The following is a 19,776-nucleotide window of genomic DNA, read 5'->3' as shown; positions in this document are numbered from 1 at the left end:
CCTGGGTAATTCATGCATATTGATGAACTATTGCTGCAGATCCACAACAGTCAGGCGTCCAGTCCAAGCTTACGTATACCCAAAGATTGGACACAGGGGCGCACCGTGTTTGGCGGACTGTCCGCGGCCCTGTTATATGCCGCTATCCGCGAGAAAATCGCATCAGACCGACCACTTAGGTCATTGACAACCAACTTTATCGGGCCATTACTTCCAGATACGGATTTTAAGATTGATGTGACCTTGCTACGGGATGGTAAGAACGTTACTCAGGTTATTGCCAGTGCCATACAAGACGGGCAAGTTGCGGTATTTAGCCAGGCGTGTTTCGGCACTGAACGGGAGTCCAAAATTCGGGTGGAATCCCAGAGTCGACATCAAATGCCACTGCCGACTAAGGCCAAGTTCATTCCCCAAATTCCGAAGGTAACACCTAAATATCTGAAACATATAGACCTGTCAGTGGTGGAAGGTGGCTTGCCTTTTACAGGAAAATCACACACCAGAGTACATGGTTGGATGCGCTTTACTCAACCGCCTGCACAGATAACCGATGCCCACCTGATCGCCCTGATTGACGCCTGGCCACCGACCATTTTACAAATGCTGCGCTGGCCAGCCCCTGCCAGTACAATGAGTTGGAACCTGGAATTTATTCATCCTCATCAACCCGTGGCGCCGGATGATTGGTTTGCCTATCAAGCAGATACCCGCCAAGCTGCCGATGGTTACTGTCATAGCGAAGCCAATATCTGGGATAAGCAGGGCGAGCTGATCGCCATCAGCCGCCAGATTATTGCGGTATTTGACTGATTAAGAGGCCTTACTGACCAGTGAGGCCATGTGGCCTTGCTGCAGGTAGGCCAGTCCTTCCTGATAGCCAATCTGAATAATGCGCTGGGCTTGGCGAAAGTCCAGCATACCGACGTTTTCTATACGCGGCTGGATAAAGTAATCCACCATCTCACGATTCGCCTTCTGCCGCTGAGCGCTGGCCAACATGGAAGAACGCAGTAAGGTATGCAGTATTGATGGCACCTTGGGCTGTTCTCTGCCTAGCAATTTATTAACCAGCAATTGCCAAGGCGACGGCACCTCACTGAGTTGGGTCAGATAATCCTCTTCTGGACTAACGTCAATGGCGGCGATTGGCCCGCGATTGCGCTGGCGCATCAAATCACAGGGAAGATTGTTAAACAGGCCACCATCAACCAGATAATGGCCGCCGTCAATTACCGGGGCAATAACCCCAGGAATAGACACACTGGCGCGAATCGCACGCCACAATACCCCTCGCTCATGATCACGTTCTTCAGCGGTACTCATATCCGACGACACACAGAAAAACGGCAACGGCAGTTCTTCAATTTGAATGTCGCCAAACCCTTCATGCAATAGCTTATCCAGACGCTGACTTTTCGATAGCGAAATCATCGGTAAGGTGTAATCCCCGAGCGGGTTGACCGACACAAAGAAACGCCTTATGGCGGCAATAATTTGCTCACTGTTCCAGCCCATGGCAATCCAGCCGCCCATAATAGAGCCCATACTGGTGCCTCCCACCCAATCCACATTAACACCAGCTTCCTGCATAGCTTTAAAAATGCCAATCTGAGCAAAACCTCGGGCACCACCGCCGCCTAACACTAAACCCAGCGACTGGTCAGTCAGATAGCGACTTAGTCGTTCCACATCCAGGCGGCTGTCCTGCTGCAGATGAAAATGCTGACGAATGCCCAGAACATCCAGCCATTGGCTGGTTGCACTGATATGGGCAACCCGAGGGTGGATAAGCACCAGATGTTTTCGCTGCTTTTGCCAGGAAAACATTTGGCTGAATTTAGACAGCCAGGCCTGTAGATTCTGAACCCCATGACTTTCTTCGGCTAGTAACCATACCTCATCGGCCCGTTCGAGGCAGATCTTGGTCCAGTCATCAGCATCCAGGCTGGAAAAATACAGATTGATAGCATTGTCTTGTTCGCGAGCATCCAGATGATCAATCAAGGTTGCATGGTTGATATCGCTAATCTGACGGTATGCAAATTTTCTGCACACCTCTTCTTCGCTGAATACGCCAAAGGCACTTTGCCATAAAATGGACTTAAGCTGCTTGGCTGTGTCGTGTGCGCCATCCCGGCCACATTCCAATACCAGGCGGTTAACCGGTTTTACCTTGCGACTGTTTTTCTCACTTTGCTTTTTGATGCGGTCAATCAAACTGGAGACGATGTAAGTACTGAGCCAGGGAAACTCCACAGACAGCCGATCAAACTGCTGTCTGTCCAGACTAATCAAAGCACAGGAACGTGTTGCCACCAAACGGACAGTTCGCACCTGGTTGCTGAACAGTGACATTTCGCCAAAGGCTTCACCATGGAAAATCTCCCCTACACGTCTCAGACTGTCCTTGTCACCGGCATAGACGTCTATTTTTCCGCTCAGTAAAAAATACATCACCTGAGCAGAATCGCCCGGCTCAAACAGGGTTTGATTTTCTTTTAGATGAGAAAAATGCGCACTTTGAATCAGCTCCTGCAGAAACTCGGCAGACACATTCGGGTAACTGCGCAAGAAGGTCTGCAGCACTAATCTGATGGTATGTAGCCTATGATGCAGAGGCTCAAAGTGGACGGCCACCTCATCCAGCTTGGCTTTGTCGATTAACGACCAATCAACAGATTCAAACAGGCACGAAGAGGTACATAGCAGGCTAAAACCGAGATTCTCTTCGCCTGCCAAAATGGCTTGGCCTACCCACTGTCCTGGTTGTAAATCCAGGGCATTCACTGTGGTGTCCTGCTGGCGCAACTGCAAAACTGCCGAACCACTCACCAGACGATACAAGGTGGTATTCAGATCGCCTTGGGCAAACAAATGATGCGCTTTCTCACAATTAACCATCACCCCATGAAGGGATGCGGATTGCTCGAGTAACTCGATGCCCTGCCCTTGCAACAACATAGCCTGACCCTGCTAAAAACTGGAACCTAGAGTATAGAATAAAACGTTAAATATTCAGCAACTTAACGCAAGCAGCGTAATTATGCCCTGAGTTACTCTTATTATTCTGATTTTCGCACAGACGCACTATCCATACGCCGACGGCTAAGCACTTGTGCCAGTTTCTTCATGCTCACGGCTTTGTCTTTTTCATCCACAATTTCAAGACCCAGCATAGCTTCAAGTAAGTCTTCCAGTGTCAGGATCCCTTCAAGCCCACCATATTCATCCACGACCAGCAGCATGTGCGCACGATTATTCAAAAAATGGTCGAAGGTCTGCACCAGTGGCATGCTGCTGAGCATTGTCACCATATCTTTGCGATACTCACCCAACGTACGCTGCCCATTGCCACGCGCCTGAGCCAACAACAGATCAGACTTGAGCACAAAGCCGGTAACCTGCTCCGGTTCATTTTCATACACAGGAATACGGGAAAAGGTGACATCGTCATGCTTATGAAAGAAGGTTTCCACCGTCATAACTTCCGGCAATGAAAACACCACGGTGCGATGGGTCATGGCTTCTTTGATTTTCATTTGATGCAAGTTAAGCAGGTTCTGCAGAATATGCGCCTCACGCGACGCCAGTTGCCCTTCATCCCGGGATAACTCAGCCATTGCCAAAAGCTCGGCGCGATTCAAACCTCGCTGAGAATTATCCGGCGATATATGTTTGGTTAGCCAGTTAGACATCACCACAAAGGGATACATGCCCCAGATCAGGTACTTCAGCAAGTAGGCTGTTATGGGCGCCAACTGGCGCCAATACGTCGCGCCCAAGGTTTTGGGAATAATCTCCGAAAAAATCAGGATCAGTAACGTCAACACCGCAGACGCAAGTCCCAGATAGGCATCACCAAATACAACGGCCGCCTGCGCACCAGCACCGGCGGCACCAAAGGTATGGGCAAAGGTGTTTAACGTCAGAATTGCCGACAAAGGCCGATTAATATCATCGGTTTGACTTCTCAGCAATTGGCCGGCCGGACGACCTTCCCCCTCCAGAACAGAGATGTAGGCGGAAGAGACACTCAGGATCACTGCCTCGGCGATAGAGCACAGAAACGAAAAACCCAGGGCAACCAACACATAAACTATAAGCAAAATCATTGGGCTTTTGGCTCCTGGCTGCCCCGATACTTATCAAACCACCATAGAATATACTGCACTTTGGTCATCAGGTTACTGGGGCGTTTGTAAATGCCGTGCGGTGCGTCTGGAACTCTGACCATGGCGGTGTCCACGCCTTGCAGTTTGAGTGCCTGATAATATTGCTCCGTTTCGGAAATAGGCGTTCTATGATCAGCCTCACCTGTCAATAACATGGTTGGCGTTTTTACATTACCCACATAGCTAATGGGTGAACGTTTCAGATAATGCTCAGGATCTTCCCAGGGTTTCTTAGCAAACCAATACTGGGTAAAAAATGGATACATATCTGCTGTTAAAACAAAGCTGTACCAATTAATAACGGGTTTAGCCACCACCGCGGCTTTAAAGCGGTCCGTATGACCCACAATCCAGGCGGTTAGCACGCCGCCACCAGAACCACCAGTCACAAAGAGCTGCTCAGCATCAATGAAGCCTTTGCCAATGAGCGTGTCCACACCACTCATAAGGTCATCATAATCCTGGCTGGGATAATTGTGGTGAATAGTCTGGGCGAATTGCTGACCATAACTGGAGCTGCCACGGGGATTGGTATACAGCACCACATAACCCGCGGCTGCAAACAGCTGAACTTCGGCAGAAAAGTGCGGGCCATAGGCGGTTGTCGGCCCACCATGGATCTCAAGTAGTAACGGATACTTCTTACTGGCGTCGAAATCTGGCGGATACACCACCCAGCCTTGAATATCCAAACCATCAGCTTGTGATTTGTACCAAATTTCCTCGACCTTCCCCAAGGTCTTATGGCCTAGGGCATCGTCATTTAAATGAGTTAATAACTGCGGTTCACCCTTTTTCAATACCGCGATATCTGCTGGTCTGTCAGGGCTAGAATAGGTAAACACCAGGGCGCCGTCTTCTGCTACATCAAACTCAGCACCGGTGTAGGGCCGCCCGTAGGACTGTCCGCCCAAACTGTCCGTCAGAACTTGGCGTTTACCATTAAGTCCCTGAAATGCCAGTAAGGTTTTACCTTGATTATCATATTGAATATATAAGCCTCGCCCTTTGGCATCCCACTTAAAATCACTGATGCTGCGATCCAAGTCAGCACTGATTGAACGGCTGTTACCACTTGCCAGCTCCAGGATATAGAGCTGGTTGTTCTCATAGTTAGTACGCTTGTCATCATAGCCAAGGTAAGCAAGATATTTACCGTCCGGCGATACCTGAGGGTTATTATCTGGCCCGTTTCTCTCGGTAATCGCCTGAATTTTTCCGGACGCCACGTCCAGTTGATAAATTTCGGTATTCACCGGTGCCGTGCGGAAGTCTTCATGCAGATTGGCGGAAAAATACAAAGACTCGCCATCCTTACTCCAACTCAAACCGCCACTGTGGTTGTAGTCGCCAAAGGTCAGCTGACGAGGACTCCCCCCCTGCGCATCAAGCACAAAGATCTGCACATACCCAGGTTCGGCATAGCCGCCACCGTCGTTTCGGTAAATAACGTCGTCAATAAATACCGCCGGTTCTGCCCATTTTGCACCAACAGGCATACCGCTCAGGGCCACTGGAGACTTGGCTTTTCCTTTGACAAACATCTTAAAGGCCAACTTACTGCCATCAGGTGACCACGTCAATCCACTGGGGGATGAGGTCAAATGGCTAATCTGCCCACTGACTTTCTTATCCAACCACTGCAGATGAATCTGCGGCTTTCCTGACTGAGTCGACACATAAGCTAAGCGCTTTTGATCCGGCGCCAAGGCTAACCCATAATCCTGATGAGCCCCGCTGGTTACCGGTAACATTTGCCCTTGTTTATCCACCTGCCAGATGTTGCCAAGCTTCTTATCTTGGTAGATGTCCATGTAATTACGAATAAAAAACACACTGCCAGACTCAGCACCAGCCGTGATCCCGGAGGCGTACTCCAAACTAAAAATGTCACTGGGAACTAGCATTGATTGAGGCTCAGCCTGGATAGCACCAGCGCCCAGCAGCAAAGATACGGCCAGAGATTTATAGGAATTCATATTATTTCCCTGAGTTAACAGACTGATATTCCCTTGGATTGTTGCACCTCCAGCACAGCCTGTCATCTGCCATTCAACGTAAAAACCGGAAAAATCTGCTCATTTATTAATCAAATGTGTCGATATAAGAGGTGGAGGTGAGTCATTATGAACATGTCCATTGCAATCGCATTTTCCCCCAACCAATCCTTGGTGGGGGACGTAAAGCCTGTCCAGCAAAGGCAAGATTCAGCTAACGGTTTGCTAGACGCGAAGGAACAGCGCTTGCCCAAGGAAAACAGCAGGCAAACGCTAAACACACTGGATGAGAATTACCGGATAACGCTGAAAATTGAACGAGAGTTACAACACTACAATCTGGAAACAGAGTTGAAGTACTATAAATACAATCATAGTGAACAGGGTCAGTTACTCGATACCCTTGTTTAAGCTGGATTTTACGCTCTACTCAAAACCACTGGCGGGTAAATACCTTGTCTAGTTCATCAAATGCTTTACGCAATAATCCCGCCAGTTCCATATATTTAGGTCTACGTTGAATATCCTGGAGCTGGCAACCTTGCTGGCGCATTTTAGAATGGATCTCCTGATACCAGGAAAAAATAGCCGGCGGTAGTGACTGGTTTGCCCTATGGCCAAGCCACAATAACCCCTGCAATGGCAGACTCAAAAAGAAAGCTGCCATAGCCAGCGCCTGAGGCAAGGCTTCATGGCCTAAAGTGCTTACATGGGCAAAGGCGACAATCACGGCCAGCGGGGGCATAAAGCGAATGGAAAAACGCGTAGCTGCGATAACACGACACTCAGGGAAAAGCCCGTACAGTTCAGGCTGCATTGGCCACAGTTGCATATAAGCCTGGCCATCTTTGAACATGCTGGTGATGGATTGCGCCATAACTGCCCCTCGGTTTAAAACACTACGTTTTAACTATATCAGCATTTACCCCAGTTAGCGGCAAAGATTTCTGTCATTCGCCGCCCCGCAATACCAGTAAGCTTATCTTATCGGTATAACACCAAGGTGCTGGTTAACCTGTCTCTACCGAAGGAGGCCATTTTGATAAATTCTTCACGGCTCACAGGCACATTGGTAAAGTCCATTTCCGTCTGCCAGCTTTCATAGTCTCGCTCGGGATCGGTAATAGAGACACAATTCTGGTCAGCGCCGGTCACTAACACCCAATGTGGAGCCTTGTCGCGCGTTAACCGCCACATGCTGATCAAACTCACTAACACGGCGCCTTGTTGCAGATATTCATCCAACTTGGCTAAGGTCAGTGGCGTATACTGAATATCAACTTGCGTTTCTTGCAACTGTTGAAGGAAGTGCTTGTGAACCTCTTCGATCACCACCTTTTTTTGTGGATCACGAACACTGTTGATAAATGGCACATTAGTCTGATTCACATACAAATGCACCTTGTAGTCACGGCGCCAGGCACTTAATGCCAAACCAAAGCCGCTGCATCCGCCATGACCGGACGTCATAAAGATAGTGGTCGCCTCACGCCAAATCTGAATCTCTTCGGCCATGGACATTTGATAGCGTGTATCGAGTTTATGCATAGCCATCATCAAACTCGCCGGGCCGCAGGTAAAGTCCGTCGTTTGTTGGTAGCGAATGCTGGGCTGTTTGCCTAGGGAAGTGGGACGCAAAGTACGCTCCATCTGCAGCGCATCGCCACCGTCTTCGTAATACCCTTCAACCCTGCCAATCGGACGGTACTTGAGTTTTTGATAGAGGTTGATGGCAGCCTGATTATCGACCCGAACCTCAAGACGCATAAACAAGCACAACTCTTCTGAAGCGCGCTGCTCGACGTCATTGAGCAACTGCTGAGCTACGCCTTTTCCGCGGCTAGCATCAGATACGGCAATGGAGTATAGCCTGGCGAGCTGAGTGCCATTGCGGTAGAGCACCAGCGCATAACCCGCCAGATGCTGACCATCGTAGGCAACTATCAGTGAGCAATGCCCTTTACGAATAAAATAGGTAAAACTGCGACGGGAAATTCTGTCCGTCGTAAAGCTGGCTTTTTCCAACGTGACTAAATCGGAGATATCAGTCAGTTGAGCAGGTCGAATAACAAGTGTGTTCAACAACATAGACTCGCAAAAATGCGTCGCGATAGTTTAGGCTTAAACGCAGAAACTGCAATATGCAAATACAAGACAAGCCAATCGTTTAAAACTATTATTCCAACACTTGTTTTAGTGTATTTTAGCGGTCTGCGTGATGTCCTTGTTGGGCACAATAAGCAGACGAATTTGTTATACCTCTTAATCTGACGCTAGTAGGCGTCTAAGGCATTAGTCAGCATGTCTGGATACTTTGTGGTCGTGGACGACCTGGACGATTGGGCTCCCTACTTCCCCAGTCGAGAAGTTATCTCCTTTGATCAATATCTGGCCAAAACCGATATCCCCGCCGATCAAACTGTACGGATCCTCAATTTCTGTCGCAACAAGCGGGCGCTGGGACGCGGTTACTACTGCTCTTTGCTAGCGGAGGCCAGGGGACATAAAGTGATCCCCAATATCAGCGTACTTAACGATTTGCGTCGTAAGAAGCTTTACACACTAAAGCTCGAAGAAGTCGCAAAATCCATTGCTAAGTTAAAGCCAGCGGGTAATGACACCCAGACCACGTTCCGCATCTTTTTAGGCGAATGTTTGCAAACCGAGTTTGCCGAACTGGCCAAAAACATTTTTGAACGCTTTGCCGCTCCGGTGTTGGAAGTCACGCTGGAATATGACGGCCAATGGAGCCTGGAAAAGGTTCATACTCTGTCATTAAAAGAAATCACCGATGAAGCCGAGCAGGAATTCTTAGCCAACACACTGGAGAAATTCAGTAACCGCCTGTGGCGTAAGCCTAAGACACGCAAACACTATCGATATGATGTGGCGATGTTGGTCAACGCTGAAGAAAGCATGCCTCCCAGCGACAAGAAAGCGCTGAACAATTTTATTAAGGCTGCAGATAAGCTGGGTATCAATCTGGAAACCATCGGCAAGCGTGATTATGTGCGCCTGGCGGAATACGACGGACTCTTTATCCGCGAAACCACCTCTATTGACCACCACACCTATCGATTCGCCAAAAAGGCTGAAGCAGAAGGCATGGTCGTTATAGACGATCCAACCTCTATTCTACGTTGTACCAATAAGGTTTATTTGGCCGATCTGTTGCGAACCAATAAGGTTCCCACGCCAAAAACCTTGTTGTTAAGTCGCACTGACAAGGAAAGTCTACAGCACGCCATTGATTATTTAGGCTTTCCAATCGTGCTGAAAATACCAGATGGGGCCTTTTCGCGCGGCATGTTTAAAGCCACCAACATGGATGAGTTGGTGGATGCCATGAAAAAATTAAGCAAGACTTCGGCCTTGGTTTTAGCGCAGGAGTTCCTATATACCGAGTACGACTGGCGTATCGGCGTGCTGAACAACAAGCCGCTTTACGCCTGCAGATACTTTATGGTGAAAGGACACTGGCAGATTTACCGCCATGATGACGGTAAAAAAGCTGCTACGGGCGGCTTTGAAACCATGCCAACCTATGAAGTACCACAGCCGGTCCTCGAAGCGTCCTTGAAAGCCTGTCGACTGATCGGTGATGGATTTTACGGGGTAGATGTCAAACAGACCAAAGACGGCCGGGTGGCGGTAATTGAAGTCAATGACAACCCTAGTATCGATTCGAGCGTTGAAGACAAGTTTTTAGGGCAAGCCCTTTATTACGAAGTGATGGCGGAATTTTTGCGCCGGCTTGAATCTCAATAGCAGGGGCACCGGTCCCTTGCATGAATTATGTAGTACAACTTTTTAGCTGGAGAATTTATGGCTGAAGCAAGACATAGCCGCCTGATGATTTTAGGATCAGGCCCCGCGGGCTACACGGCGGCCGTTTACGCGGCCCGTGCCAACCTTAACCCTGTATTGATCACCGGTATTCAACAGGGCGGCCAATTAACTACAACCACTGAGGTTGAAAACTGGCCAGGTGATCCAGAGGGCCTGACAGGTCCAGATTTGATGGTGCGCATGCAAAAGCACGCCGAGAAGTTTGATACCGAAATCATCTTCGATCACATCAACGAAGTAGACTTTTCTAAACGTCCATACACCCTCAAAGGTGACAGCGGCAGCTATACCTGTGACGCGCTGATTATCGCTACCGGTGCTTCAGCTAAGTATCTGGGCTTACCCTCTGAGCAAGCCTTTATGGGTAAAGGCGTTTCCGCCTGTGCAACATGCGACGGTTTCTTCTACCGCAATCAAAAAGTAGCGGTGATCGGTGGTGGTAACACCGCGGTTGAAGAAGCGCTGTACTTATCCAACATTGCCTCAGAAGTTCATGTAATTCACCGACGCGACAGCTTCCGCAGTGAAAAAATCCTGGCTGACCGCCTGATGGAAAAAGCCAAGAATGGTAACGTTGTATTGCACCTGAACAAAACCCTGGACGAAGTGCTGGGTGATGAGATGGGTGTGACAAAAGTACGCATTCGCGATACGCAAAACGACAGTACCGAAGAATTGGACGTGATGGGCTTATTTGTGGCTATTGGCCATAAACCTAATACCGATATTTTTGCCGGCCAACTAGATATGAATGATGGTTACATCAAGATTAACAGTGGTCTGAATGGCAATGCCACCGCAACCAGCGTACCTGGTGTTTTTGCTGCCGGGGATGTGTGTGACCACGTTTACCGTCAGGCCATTACTTCGGCCGGTACCGGCTGTATGGCCGCACTGGATGCAGAGAAGTATCTGGACGGTCTGGAATAAGCCTCGAAGGCAGGCATAAGCCTGCCTCTTTCCCGCCTATGAGCGAACATTTCTATAAACTTGACCAGCGCCTGCAGTTTCCTGATCCGACCCTGGCATTACTGGACCCGAATGGCTTACTGGCTTTTGGTGGTGATTTAACTGTCGCTCGCCTCTTGTTGGCCTATAGCAATGGCATTTTCCCTTGGTTCAGCCAGGGCGAGCCCATCTTATGGTGGTCCCCTGATCCAAGGGGTATTTTGGAACTGGATGAATTCATTTGCAGTAAAAGTCTGGCCAAACTGGCCAGGTCGAAACGTTATCAAGTCACCCTGAATAGGGATTTTGACGCAGTCATCCGCCACTGTGCCTCGGTACCAAGAGATATTAACGGTACCTGGATCACTGAGCAGATGATTCAGGCCTATATGGCCATGCATCGGGCAGGACACGCACACTCAGTGGAAGTGTGGGACAAACAGGAACTAGTTGGGGGATTATACGGCGTTAGTATCGGCAAAATATTTTGTGGTGAGTCAATGTTTCATTTGCGAAGCAACACCTCCAAACTGGCATTTTTTCACTTAGTTCACTATCTAAAAGGGATGGCATTTGACTTGATAGATTGTCAGTTGCAAAACTCTCATTTAGCTAGCTTAGGCGTGAAAGAAATACCCCGTTCACAATTTCTAAGCAGACTCAAACCAGCCATTGCTTCGTCGGTTAGCAGCGATTGCTGGCAGAAAAAATGCCTTAACGAATAAGTGCAAGAATGAAGTTTGCTCTCACCCATCCCTTTACCTGTAGTTACCTGCCAGAGGAAGACGAGCAGCTTATCGTCCTGACCGATGCCGATCCGGTGAGTGTAGAACATTATCAATATCTGCTCGGCGCAGGATTCAGACGTAGCGGTGAGCATGTCTATCGTCCCCACTGCCCGCAATGCAATGCCTGCCAATCTTTACGCATTCCCGTTGCGCAATTCAAACCCAGCCGTGGACAACGAAAACTAATAAAAGCCACGCAGCACATAGAACACCGGTTGTCGGAAACGAACAAAACCGAGTATTACCCTATGTACGCCCGTTATATTGCGGCGCGCCATCAAGACGGCAGCATGTACCCGCCTTCACAAGAGCAATATCATACCTTTACCCAAGCGCCCTGGGGTAATCCTCAGTATCTTGAGCTATGGTTGGATTCGCAGTTAGTCGGCCTGGCCATTACGGATGTTACCGAGCAGGCATTGTCGGCCTTATACACTTTCTTTGAACCCGACCTGTCAACACTTTCATTGGGCACGCTTGCCATATTGCGACAGATTGAGGTGGCGAAAAGCTTGGGTAAGGCACATCTTTATCTGGGCTACCAAATAGATCAATGTGACAAAATGAACTACAAATCCCGCTTCCACCCTCACGAGAAATTTATCCGTGGTAACTGGTACCGAGAGCAAGATCAGGGCTGAAAAAGTAAAAAAATCCAGAGTACGCTTTACAGTGGCGGTATATTTGGGCAAAATCTGCGCGGCATTTCTCTGGGTACCAGATAGGATAAATTTCCCTGGTAATAAGGAAACTTCAGGTAAACACGACTTTGCCCCCTGGGAACGACAATATTCATCACATTCTGCTTGGGAAATCTCCCAAACTGGAAAGTAACTAGCGATAAACAAAGGTAATTTTTTTAGATGGCGAAAGAAGACTGTATTGAAATGGAAGGCACGGTATTGGACACCCTTCCAAATACTATGTTTCGTGTTGAGCTTGAAAACGGTCACGTGGTTACCGCGCACATCTCTGGCAAAATGCGCAAAAACTATATCCGTATTCTCACCGGCGACAAAGTCACAGTCGAGATGACCCCATACGATCTGACTAAAGGACGTATCATCTACCGCGCTCGTTAATTTTTTCGCGGAAAGATAAAAAAAGGCCCGTTATACGGGCCTTTTACATTTTTCAGGCTTCTGCCTTTGAGCTATTCATACTGTAATCAAAGCTCAGTTTGTCATCCTTCACATCAATTTTTACGCTGCCGCCTTCAGACAGCTCACCAAACAGCAACTGATTGGCCAGCTCTTTCTTCACGTGCTCCTGCAGAACCCTGGCCATTGGCCTGGCTCCCATCGCCTTGTCATAGCCTTTTTCAGCCAGCCAAGCGCGTGCATCAGAAGTAATTTCCAGCGATACGCCCTTAGCATCCAGCTGCACCTGCAGTTCAACAATGAACTTATCGACCACCTGCAGAATAATGTCAGCCTCAAGATGATTAAACCAAATGATGCCGTCGAGACGGTTTCGGAATTCAGGGCTGAATATGCGGTTAATCTCGGCTAGAGCATCATGACTGTGATCTTGCTGTTTAAAGCCAATAGATTTTCTCACCGTCTCATGCACGCCTGCGTTGGTGGTCATCACCAACACCACGTTACGAAAATCTACCTTACGTCCGTTGTTGTCGGTCAGGGTACCGTGATCCATCACCTGCAGCAGGATGTTATAGATATCACTATGTGCTTTTTCTATTTCATCCAACAGCACCACTGAATACGGATGCTTAATCACGGCATCAGTTAACAAACCGCCCTGATCAAAGCCCACATAACCAGGAGGGGCACCAATTAACCGGCTTACCGCATGACGCTCCATATACTCAGACATATCAAAACGTACCAGCTCCACCCCCATAATTTTCGCAAGCTGCTGGGTTACCTCGGTTTTACCTACCCCGGTGGGGCCAGCAAACAAGAAGTTACCAATGGGTTTGGTTTCGCTGCCAAGGCCACTGCGAGACAAGCGAATAGCGTTTGTAAGCGTCTCTATGGCATTGTCCTGGCCAAATACTACCATTTTGAGGTTGCGGTCCAGGTTCTTAAGCGTTTCTTTGTCAGAAGCCGACACCGACTTCTCAGGGATACGCGCCATTTTGGCAATAATCTGCTCGATCTCCGCCACGCCAATGGTTTTCTTGCGCTTTGACACAGGCAATAAACGCTGACTGGCACCGGCTTCATCTATGACATCAATAGCCTTATCCGGCAAATGACGCTCATTGATATACTTTGCAGAAAGCTCCGCAGCGGCGCGCACAGCCTTGTGTGTGTAGCGCACGCCATGGTGCTCTTCATAACGAGATTTCAATCCCATCAAGATCTTGGTGGTGTCATCCACACTAGGTTCTATCACATCAATTTTCTGGAAACGCCTGGCCAGCGCCCGGTCTTTCTCAAAAATACCCTGATATTCCTGATACGTAGTTGAACCAATACAGCGCAACTCACCACTGGAAAGCTTAGGTTTAAGCAGGTTGGATGCATCCATGACCCCACCAGACGCAGCGCCAGCACCAATAATGGTGTGGATCTCATCAATAAACAAAATAGCGTGCTCGTCACGCTCCAACTCTTTCAAGATGGCTTTCAAACGCTTTTCAAAATCACCACGGTATTTGGTACCCGCCAGTAATCCGCCCAAATCCAGGGAGTAAACGGTAGCGTCGGCAATCACTTCCGGTACTTCTTTTTGAACTATACGGTATGCCAAGCCCTCAGCAATGGCCGTCTTACCCACCCCCGCTTCACCAACCAGTAACGGATTGTTCTTACGGCGACGGCATAGGATCTGAATTGTACGCTCCAGCTCCATATCACGGCCGATTAACGGGTCAACCTTACCTTCCTTCACCATCACATTGAGGTTGGTGGAATACTTATCCAAGGTAGATGTGCCCTCTTCTACTTCACCCGGTTCGTCTTCACGTTCAACCTGAGAGGGACGATCTTCTTCCGATTTCGATACACCATGGGAAATAAAATTCACCACGTCCAAACGGGTCACATCCGACTTTTTCAGAATGTAAACCGCCTGGGATTCCTGTTCACTAAAAATGGCAACCAATACATTGGCCCCAGTCACTTCATCTTTTCCGGAAGATTGCACATGGAAAACCGCGCGTTGCAATACGCGTTGAAAACCTAAGGTTGGTTGGGTTTCACGATCAGATTCAGGTCCATCAAGAATCAATGGCGTGGTGTCTTTTACAAAATCGGTTAACTCAGCACGAATAACATCGATATTGGCACCACAGGCTTTGAGTGCCTCTCGAGCCGCTTTATTGTCGAGCAGTGCCAGTAGCAAATGCTCGACCGTCATAAATTCATGGCGATGCTCACGAGCGAAAATAAACGCCTGATTTAACGTTTGCTCTAAATCTTTATTCAACATACGCGACCCCTTACTACTGCGCTCGACGATTCAAGCTGGCTCCATGGAACACATTAATGGATGTTGATGCTTCCTGGAGTACTGATTGACTTGCATAACCTTGGTTTCAGCGATTTCCGCAGTGTAAATACCGCATACCGCTCGTCCCTCGTAGTGCACCGTCAACATCAATTGGTTTGCTTTGTCCGCTGTCATATTAAAAAAACGCATCAACACTTCTACTACAAAGTCCATCGGCGTGTAGTCATCGTTGTTCAGCAATACTTTATACATCGGAGGCGGCTGAACTTTGCGTTTTACCGCCTCGAGTTGCTTGTCATGACTAATGATGCTGTCTTTACTCATACTTCAAATAATAGCCGTTCAATTAAAATGCTAAATGGGAATTTCTGACTTTTTAGTAAAATGTTAAATTTACCCTTGACATATTCAGGTTAAAAAATCTACATTTTTTAGGTTCCCTTAATTTGCAGTAGTCAGGGAACCGTAATCCCTAAGTCTCATTGTGGGGATTATCACAGGACAGTTCAAGGGCTCTAGAGGAAGCAGAAGTATGGCAGTTGGCAAGGTTAAGTGGTTCAACAACGCTAAGGGTTTCGGTTTTATCGTACCGGAAGACGGCGGTGAGGATGTTTTCGCTCACTATTCTACGATCCAGATGGAGGGTTACCGCTCTCTTAAAGCGGGTCAGGAAGTTAAGTATGAAGTGCAACAGGGTCCTAAGGGACTACACGCTGAGAACATCGAGTTAGCTATCGAGCCGGAAAGATAAATCCGGCTTGGCAAAATAAAAAAAGCAGATACAGATTATCTGCTTTTTTTATTTCTGCTGTTTATGACTGCCCAGAATATAGACTAATTAAATCTGATTTATAGCTTATATTTATATTCTTTAGTCCATGATTGATTTGCTATTTAATTCAATTAGTTGGTGTTTTGTCTTATGAACCATAAAATAAATTATTCAGCATAATCTCACTATACTGAATAGGTTCTAGCAAGTTCAGCCAAGCATAAAAAAGCCCGGTCAATGCCGGGCTTCAATCATTTGCTTTTCAATTACAAGGTAGCCAGGACGCTCTTAAACACGTCACTTGGGAACATGGCTTTACTCACCTTAGCTTCTTCAGGGAGGTAGTAACCACCGATATCCAGCGGATTGCCTTGAGTCGCATCAATCTCAGCCAAAATCTTGGCTTCATTAGCTTGCAGGGCTTCAAACAGAGGTTTGAACTTAGCCGCCAGCTCAGCATCTTTGCTTTGGTTAGCCAAGGCTTCAGCCCAGTACATGGCCAGATAGAAATGGCTGCCACGGTTGTCCAGTTCACCGGCACGACGCAGCGGTGATTTATTCTCGTTCAGCAGCTTTTCAGTGGCCTGATCAAGGGTCTTAGCGAGTAGTTCCGCTTTGGCATTTTTCTGCTTAATAGACAGGTCTTCCAGCGATACAGCCAGGGCCAGGAACTCGCCCAGGGAATCCCAGCGTAAGTGCCCTTCCTCAACAAACTGTTGTACGTGCTTAGGCGCAGAACCGCCAGCGCCCGTTTCAAACAGGCCGCCACCGGCCATCAGTGGCACGATAGACAACATCTTGGCACTGGTACCCAGTTCAAGAATCGGGAACAAGTCTGTCAGATAGTCACGCAGCACGTTACCGGTTACGGAAATAGTATCCAGACCACGGATACAACGCTCCATGCTGTAACGAATTGCGCGAACCGGAGACATGATTTGAATATCCAAACCTTCGGTATCGTGCTCTTGCAGATAGGTATTTACTTTTTTGATCAACTGAATGTCATGGGCACGCTCATCGTCCAGCCAGAACACGGCCGGCATACCGGATTGACGGGCACGAGTTACCGCCAGTTTCACCCAGTCGCGGATTGGCGCGTCTTTGGTCTGACACATACGCCAGATGTCGCCTTCTTCCACATCATGCTCGATCAGTACATTTTCGTCTTGATCAATGATACGCACAGTGCCGTCAGCCTTAATTTCAAAGGTCTTGTCGTGCGAACCGTACTCTTCGGCTTTTTGCGCCATCAAACCCACGTTAGGTACAGTACCCATTGTGGTTGGGTCGAAAGCACCGTGAGTCTTACAGAAATTGATCACTTCCTGATAGATAGTGGCGTAAGTACTTTCAGGGATCACGGCTTTGGTGTCATAAGGCTTGCCGTCAGGTCCCCACATTTGACCAGAGCTTCGGATCATAGCAGGCATAGAGGCATCAACAATCACGTCACTAGGCACGTGCAGGTTGGAAATACCTTTGTCTGAGTTCACCATGGCAATAGGTGGGCGGTCAGCATAACAGGCGTTGATATCGCGTTCGATTTCGCTGCGCTGAGACTCCGGCAGGCTGGCAATCTTATCGTAAACACTGCCCAAACCATCATTAGCGTTCACACCTAGTTCGGCAAACAGGTCAGCATATTTCTCGAACAAATCTTTGTAGAACACTTTTACGCAGTGGCCAAACACAATGGGGTGCGACACCTTCATCATGGTTGCCTTAACATGCAGCGAGAACAAAATGCCCGTTTGCTTGGCATCTTCAATTTGTTCTTCGAAGAACTTGCACAGGGCTTTTTTGCTCATGTACATGCCATCAATCACTTCACCTGCCAACAGGTCAATACGAGGCTTAAGTACTGTCTTGTTGCCCTGCTTGTCGGTGTGCTCGATACGAACAAAGCCAGCTTTGTCCACTGTCACTGACTTCTCACGAGAGTAAAAATCACCACCGCGCATGTGCGCTACGTGCGTGCGTGAAGCCTGGCTCCAAGCTCCCATGGAGTGTGGATGGGTTTTGGCGTAGTTCTTAACCGCAGTCGGTGCACGACGGTCTGAGTTACCTTCACGCAGCACAGGGTTTACCGCACTACCCAAAATCTTACCGTAGCGAGCCTTGATGCTTTTCTCTTCATCGTTTTTCGGCTCTTCCGGATACTCAGGCAACATAAAGCCTTTGCTGCGCAATTCTTTAATGGCAGCTTTAAGCTGAGGAATAGACGCACTGATGTTGGGCAACTTAATGATATTGGCATCAGCGTGCTGAGTCAGCTCGCCCAATTCTGCCAGCGCGTCTTGCACTTTCTGATCATCAGTTAAAAATTCTGGGAAAGCAGCCAACATACGGCCAGCCAAAGAAATATCGCTTAACTCAACTTCAATATCCGCCGTTGACGCGAATGCCTTAATGATAGGCAGCAAAGAGTACGTAGCAAGAGCCGGCGCTTCATCGGTCTTGGTGTAAATAATTTTTGACTTGCTTGTCATGTGATACCTCTGTTGTTACGGCTGGATGCGGCCGGTTGGAACATTCCGGGGCAACAGGGGCCACTCACTATCTCCTGCTGAAAAACCCGGTTCCAACGTGACCGGGCCACATCCCCACCATGGCATCGGGAAGCATGCTTCCCGCAAAAAAGTGTCTGAATCATATATGGCCGAAACCGCCAAGTACAAGTGCTACTTGGGTATATACCCGCTAAAAGACTCAATCCAAACGCCTGTTTTAATTAGCTAAAGGCTTAGTTGACTGGCCGCTGGGCACCCGGATAATAAAGCCAATCACGCCAAGCAAAAGAAATCTTTCCTTATAGGTTATGCATACTCGAACTCTGTTACTTAATAAACCGTACGGCGTACTTTGCCAATTTACCGACCAGGAAGGCCGTCAAACCCTGAAAGATTATGTCGATATTCCAGGGGTGTATGCAGCAGGAAGGCTGGATATGGACAGCGAAGGCCTGCTGGTACTGACCAATGACGGCAAACTTCAGCATAAGCTGGCTCACCCCAAAAGCAAAACCAGCAAAACCTATTGGGTGCAGGTAGAAGGCATACCTGAAGAAAAGGCCTTGCAAGCTCTGCGTGACGGCGTGCAGTTAAAAGACGGCTTGACACTGCCGGCGAAAGTGTCGTTAATGCCGGAACCTGAGGTGTGGCCGCGCAATCCACCCGTGCGTTTTCGCCAGTCCATTCCTACCAGTTGGCTGTCCATTAGCATCAGTGAAGGACGTAATCGCCAGGTTCGACGCATGACAGCCCACATCGGTTACCCTACCCTGCGCCTGATCCGCTATCGGGTGGGCAGCTGGACCTTAGATGGCATTGCCCCTGGTCAGTTTCTGGAGATTTAAGTGTTTAAACCTAATGTCACCGTGGCCTGTGTCGTAGAAGCCCAAGGCAAATACCTACTGGTTGAAGAAAACATTAACGGCAAGCTGGTATTCAATCAGCCAGCCGGTCATTTAGAGGCTGGGGAATCGATTCCAGATGCTGCTCGCCGTGAACTGCGTGAAGAAACCGGTCTGGATTTCCTACCCACGGGTCTGGTAGGTACCTACCTGTATCCGGTGGAACGAGAGGGTTTGACGTTTTTACGTTTTTGCTTTGCCCTCAAGCTCGATACGCCTGTGGCAACGGCCCCACAAGACCGACAAATTCTGGCCTGTCATTGGTTAAGCCTGGATGACATCAAACAGCGTCAATCCCAACTGCGCTCCCCTATGGTACTGCGCTGTATCGAGGACTACCGGCAAGGGAAAATCACGCCCCTTAATCAATTCCACTATCTGCCCTAAGCCGTCCATAGCAGATGCGTCCGCC

General features: G+C 48.5%; 18 protein-coding genes. 10 read left to right on the top strand and 8 right to left on the bottom strand.

From position 1 onward, the window contains the following. The first annotated feature begins 12 nt into the window (after positions 1 to 12). Positions 13 to 813 carry an acyl-CoA thioesterase gene (locus tag KJY73_RS07690; protein WP_214342314.1) on the top strand — a complete coding sequence of 267 codons (801 nt, stop codon included), beginning with the start codon at positions 13 to 15 and terminating at the stop codon, positions 811 to 813. Here the strand turns inward: KJY73_RS07690 and KJY73_RS07685 are convergent, their stop codons facing one another. The 3 genes from KJY73_RS07685 to KJY73_RS07675 form a co-directional block, all read right to left on the bottom strand. Continuing rightward, positions 814 to 2,964 carry a patatin-like phospholipase family protein gene (locus KJY73_RS07685; protein WP_214342311.1) on the bottom strand — a complete coding sequence of 717 codons (2,151 nt, stop codon included), beginning with the start codon at positions 2,962 to 2,964 and terminating at the stop codon, positions 814 to 816. Between the two features lie 101 nt (positions 2,965 to 3,065). Further along, positions 3,066 to 4,115: a CNNM domain-containing protein gene (locus KJY73_RS07680; protein WP_214342309.1), complete on the bottom strand. Its 1,050-nt coding sequence runs from the start codon at positions 4,113 to 4,115 to the stop codon at positions 3,066 to 3,068. Continuing rightward, positions 4,112 to 6,154, bottom strand: coding sequence for a S9 family peptidase (locus KJY73_RS07675; RefSeq protein WP_214342301.1), 2,043 nt, complete (start codon positions 6,152 to 6,154; stop codon positions 4,112 to 4,114). Before KJY73_RS07675 ends, KJY73_RS07680 begins: the two co-directional genes overlap by 4 nt. Before the next feature lie 147 nt (positions 6,155 to 6,301). On the opposite strand from KJY73_RS07675, the gene KJY73_RS07670 reads away from it, so the two are divergent. Continuing rightward, a complete protein-coding gene (locus KJY73_RS07670) occupies positions 6,302 to 6,583 on the top strand; it encodes a hypothetical protein (RefSeq protein WP_214342299.1) in 282 nt (93 codons plus the stop codon). 19 nt (positions 6,584 to 6,602) lie between these two features. Here the strand turns inward: KJY73_RS07670 and yfbV are convergent, their stop codons facing one another. Together yfbV and KJY73_RS07660 are read right to left on the bottom strand one after the other, a co-directional pair. Continuing rightward, positions 6,603 to 7,049 carry a terminus macrodomain insulation protein YfbV gene (gene yfbV / locus KJY73_RS07665; RefSeq protein WP_214342297.1) on the bottom strand — a complete coding sequence of 149 codons (447 nt, stop codon included), beginning with the start codon at positions 7,047 to 7,049 and terminating at the stop codon, positions 6,603 to 6,605. Positions 7,050 to 7,156: 107 nt separating this feature from the next. After that, positions 7,157 to 8,260 (bottom strand): GNAT family N-acetyltransferase/peptidase C39 family protein, encoded by a 1,104-nt coding sequence (locus KJY73_RS07660; RefSeq protein ID WP_206595730.1) that lies wholly within the window; start codon positions 8,258 to 8,260, stop codon positions 7,157 to 7,159. A 213-nt stretch (positions 8,261 to 8,473) separates the two neighbouring features. Between KJY73_RS07660 and KJY73_RS07655 the strand changes: the two genes are divergently transcribed. The 5 genes from KJY73_RS07655 (at position 8,474) to infA (ending at position 12,839) form a co-directional block, all read left to right on the top strand. Next, positions 8,474 to 9,940 (top strand): RimK family protein, encoded by a 1,467-nt coding sequence (locus KJY73_RS07655; RefSeq protein ID WP_206595729.1) that lies wholly within the window; start codon positions 8,474 to 8,476, stop codon positions 9,938 to 9,940. A gap of 57 nt (positions 9,941 to 9,997) precedes the next feature. Continuing rightward, complete coding sequence (gene trxB / locus KJY73_RS07650; protein WP_206595728.1) at positions 9,998 to 10,951, top strand: thioredoxin-disulfide reductase; 954 nt, start codon at positions 9,998 to 10,000, stop codon at positions 10,949 to 10,951. A gap of 38 nt (positions 10,952 to 10,989) precedes the next feature. Next, a complete protein-coding gene (gene aat, locus KJY73_RS07645) occupies positions 10,990 to 11,694 on the top strand; it encodes a leucyl/phenylalanyl-tRNA--protein transferase (RefSeq protein ID WP_214342286.1) in 705 nt (234 codons plus the stop codon). 8 nt (positions 11,695 to 11,702) lie between these two features. Continuing rightward, a complete protein-coding gene (locus tag KJY73_RS07640) occupies positions 11,703 to 12,398 on the top strand; it encodes an arginyltransferase (protein ID WP_214342283.1) in 696 nt (231 codons plus the stop codon). A 222-nt stretch (positions 12,399 to 12,620) separates the two neighbouring features. After that, a complete protein-coding gene (gene infA, locus KJY73_RS07635; protein WP_008844395.1) occupies positions 12,621 to 12,839 on the top strand; it encodes a translation initiation factor IF-1 in 219 nt (72 codons plus the stop codon). Between the two features lie 52 nt (positions 12,840 to 12,891). Here the strand turns inward: infA and clpA are convergent, their stop codons facing one another. Continuing rightward, positions 12,892 to 15,156, bottom strand: a complete 2,265-nt coding sequence (gene clpA, locus KJY73_RS07630; RefSeq protein WP_214342280.1) for an ATP-dependent Clp protease ATP-binding subunit ClpA — start codon at positions 15,154 to 15,156, stop codon at positions 12,892 to 12,894. 30 nt (positions 15,157 to 15,186) lie between these two features. Then, a complete protein-coding gene (clpS, locus tag KJY73_RS07625) occupies positions 15,187 to 15,501 on the bottom strand; it encodes an ATP-dependent Clp protease adapter ClpS (protein ID WP_206595724.1) in 315 nt (104 codons plus the stop codon). Between the two features lie 208 nt (positions 15,502 to 15,709). Between clpS and cspD the strand changes: the two genes are divergently transcribed. After that, the gene (gene cspD / locus KJY73_RS07620; RefSeq protein ID WP_206595723.1) at positions 15,710 to 15,928 is read left to right on the top strand and encodes a cold shock domain-containing protein CspD; all 219 of its coding nucleotides are present in this window, start codon (positions 15,710 to 15,712) and stop codon (positions 15,926 to 15,928) included. Between the two features lie 287 nt (positions 15,929 to 16,215). Here cspD and KJY73_RS07615 read toward each other — a convergent pair whose 3' ends face one another. After that, positions 16,216 to 18,441, bottom strand: coding sequence for an NADP-dependent isocitrate dehydrogenase (locus tag KJY73_RS07615; protein ID WP_214342277.1), 2,226 nt, complete (start codon positions 18,439 to 18,441; stop codon positions 16,216 to 16,218). 329 nt (positions 18,442 to 18,770) lie between these two features. On the opposite strand from KJY73_RS07615, the gene KJY73_RS07610 reads away from it, so the two are divergent. Both KJY73_RS07610 and KJY73_RS07605 read left to right on the top strand, forming a co-directional pair. Continuing rightward, positions 18,771 to 19,307 carry an rRNA large subunit pseudouridine synthase E gene (locus KJY73_RS07610; RefSeq protein WP_214342274.1) on the top strand — a complete coding sequence of 179 codons (537 nt, stop codon included), beginning with the start codon at positions 18,771 to 18,773 and terminating at the stop codon, positions 19,305 to 19,307. Next, complete coding sequence (locus tag KJY73_RS07605; protein ID WP_214342271.1) at positions 19,308 to 19,751, top strand: NUDIX hydrolase; 444 nt, start codon at positions 19,308 to 19,310, stop codon at positions 19,749 to 19,751. It abuts the gene before it with no gap. Positions 19,752 to 19,776 lie beyond the last annotated feature (25 nt).

This window comes from Bowmanella yangjiangensis, assembly GCF_018531185.1.
GTDB lineage: Bacteria > Pseudomonadota > Gammaproteobacteria > Enterobacterales > Alteromonadaceae > Bowmanella > Bowmanella yangjiangensis.
Note: the sequence above shows the minus strand (reverse complement) of the source record. Positions and strands in the feature narration are given on the sequence as shown.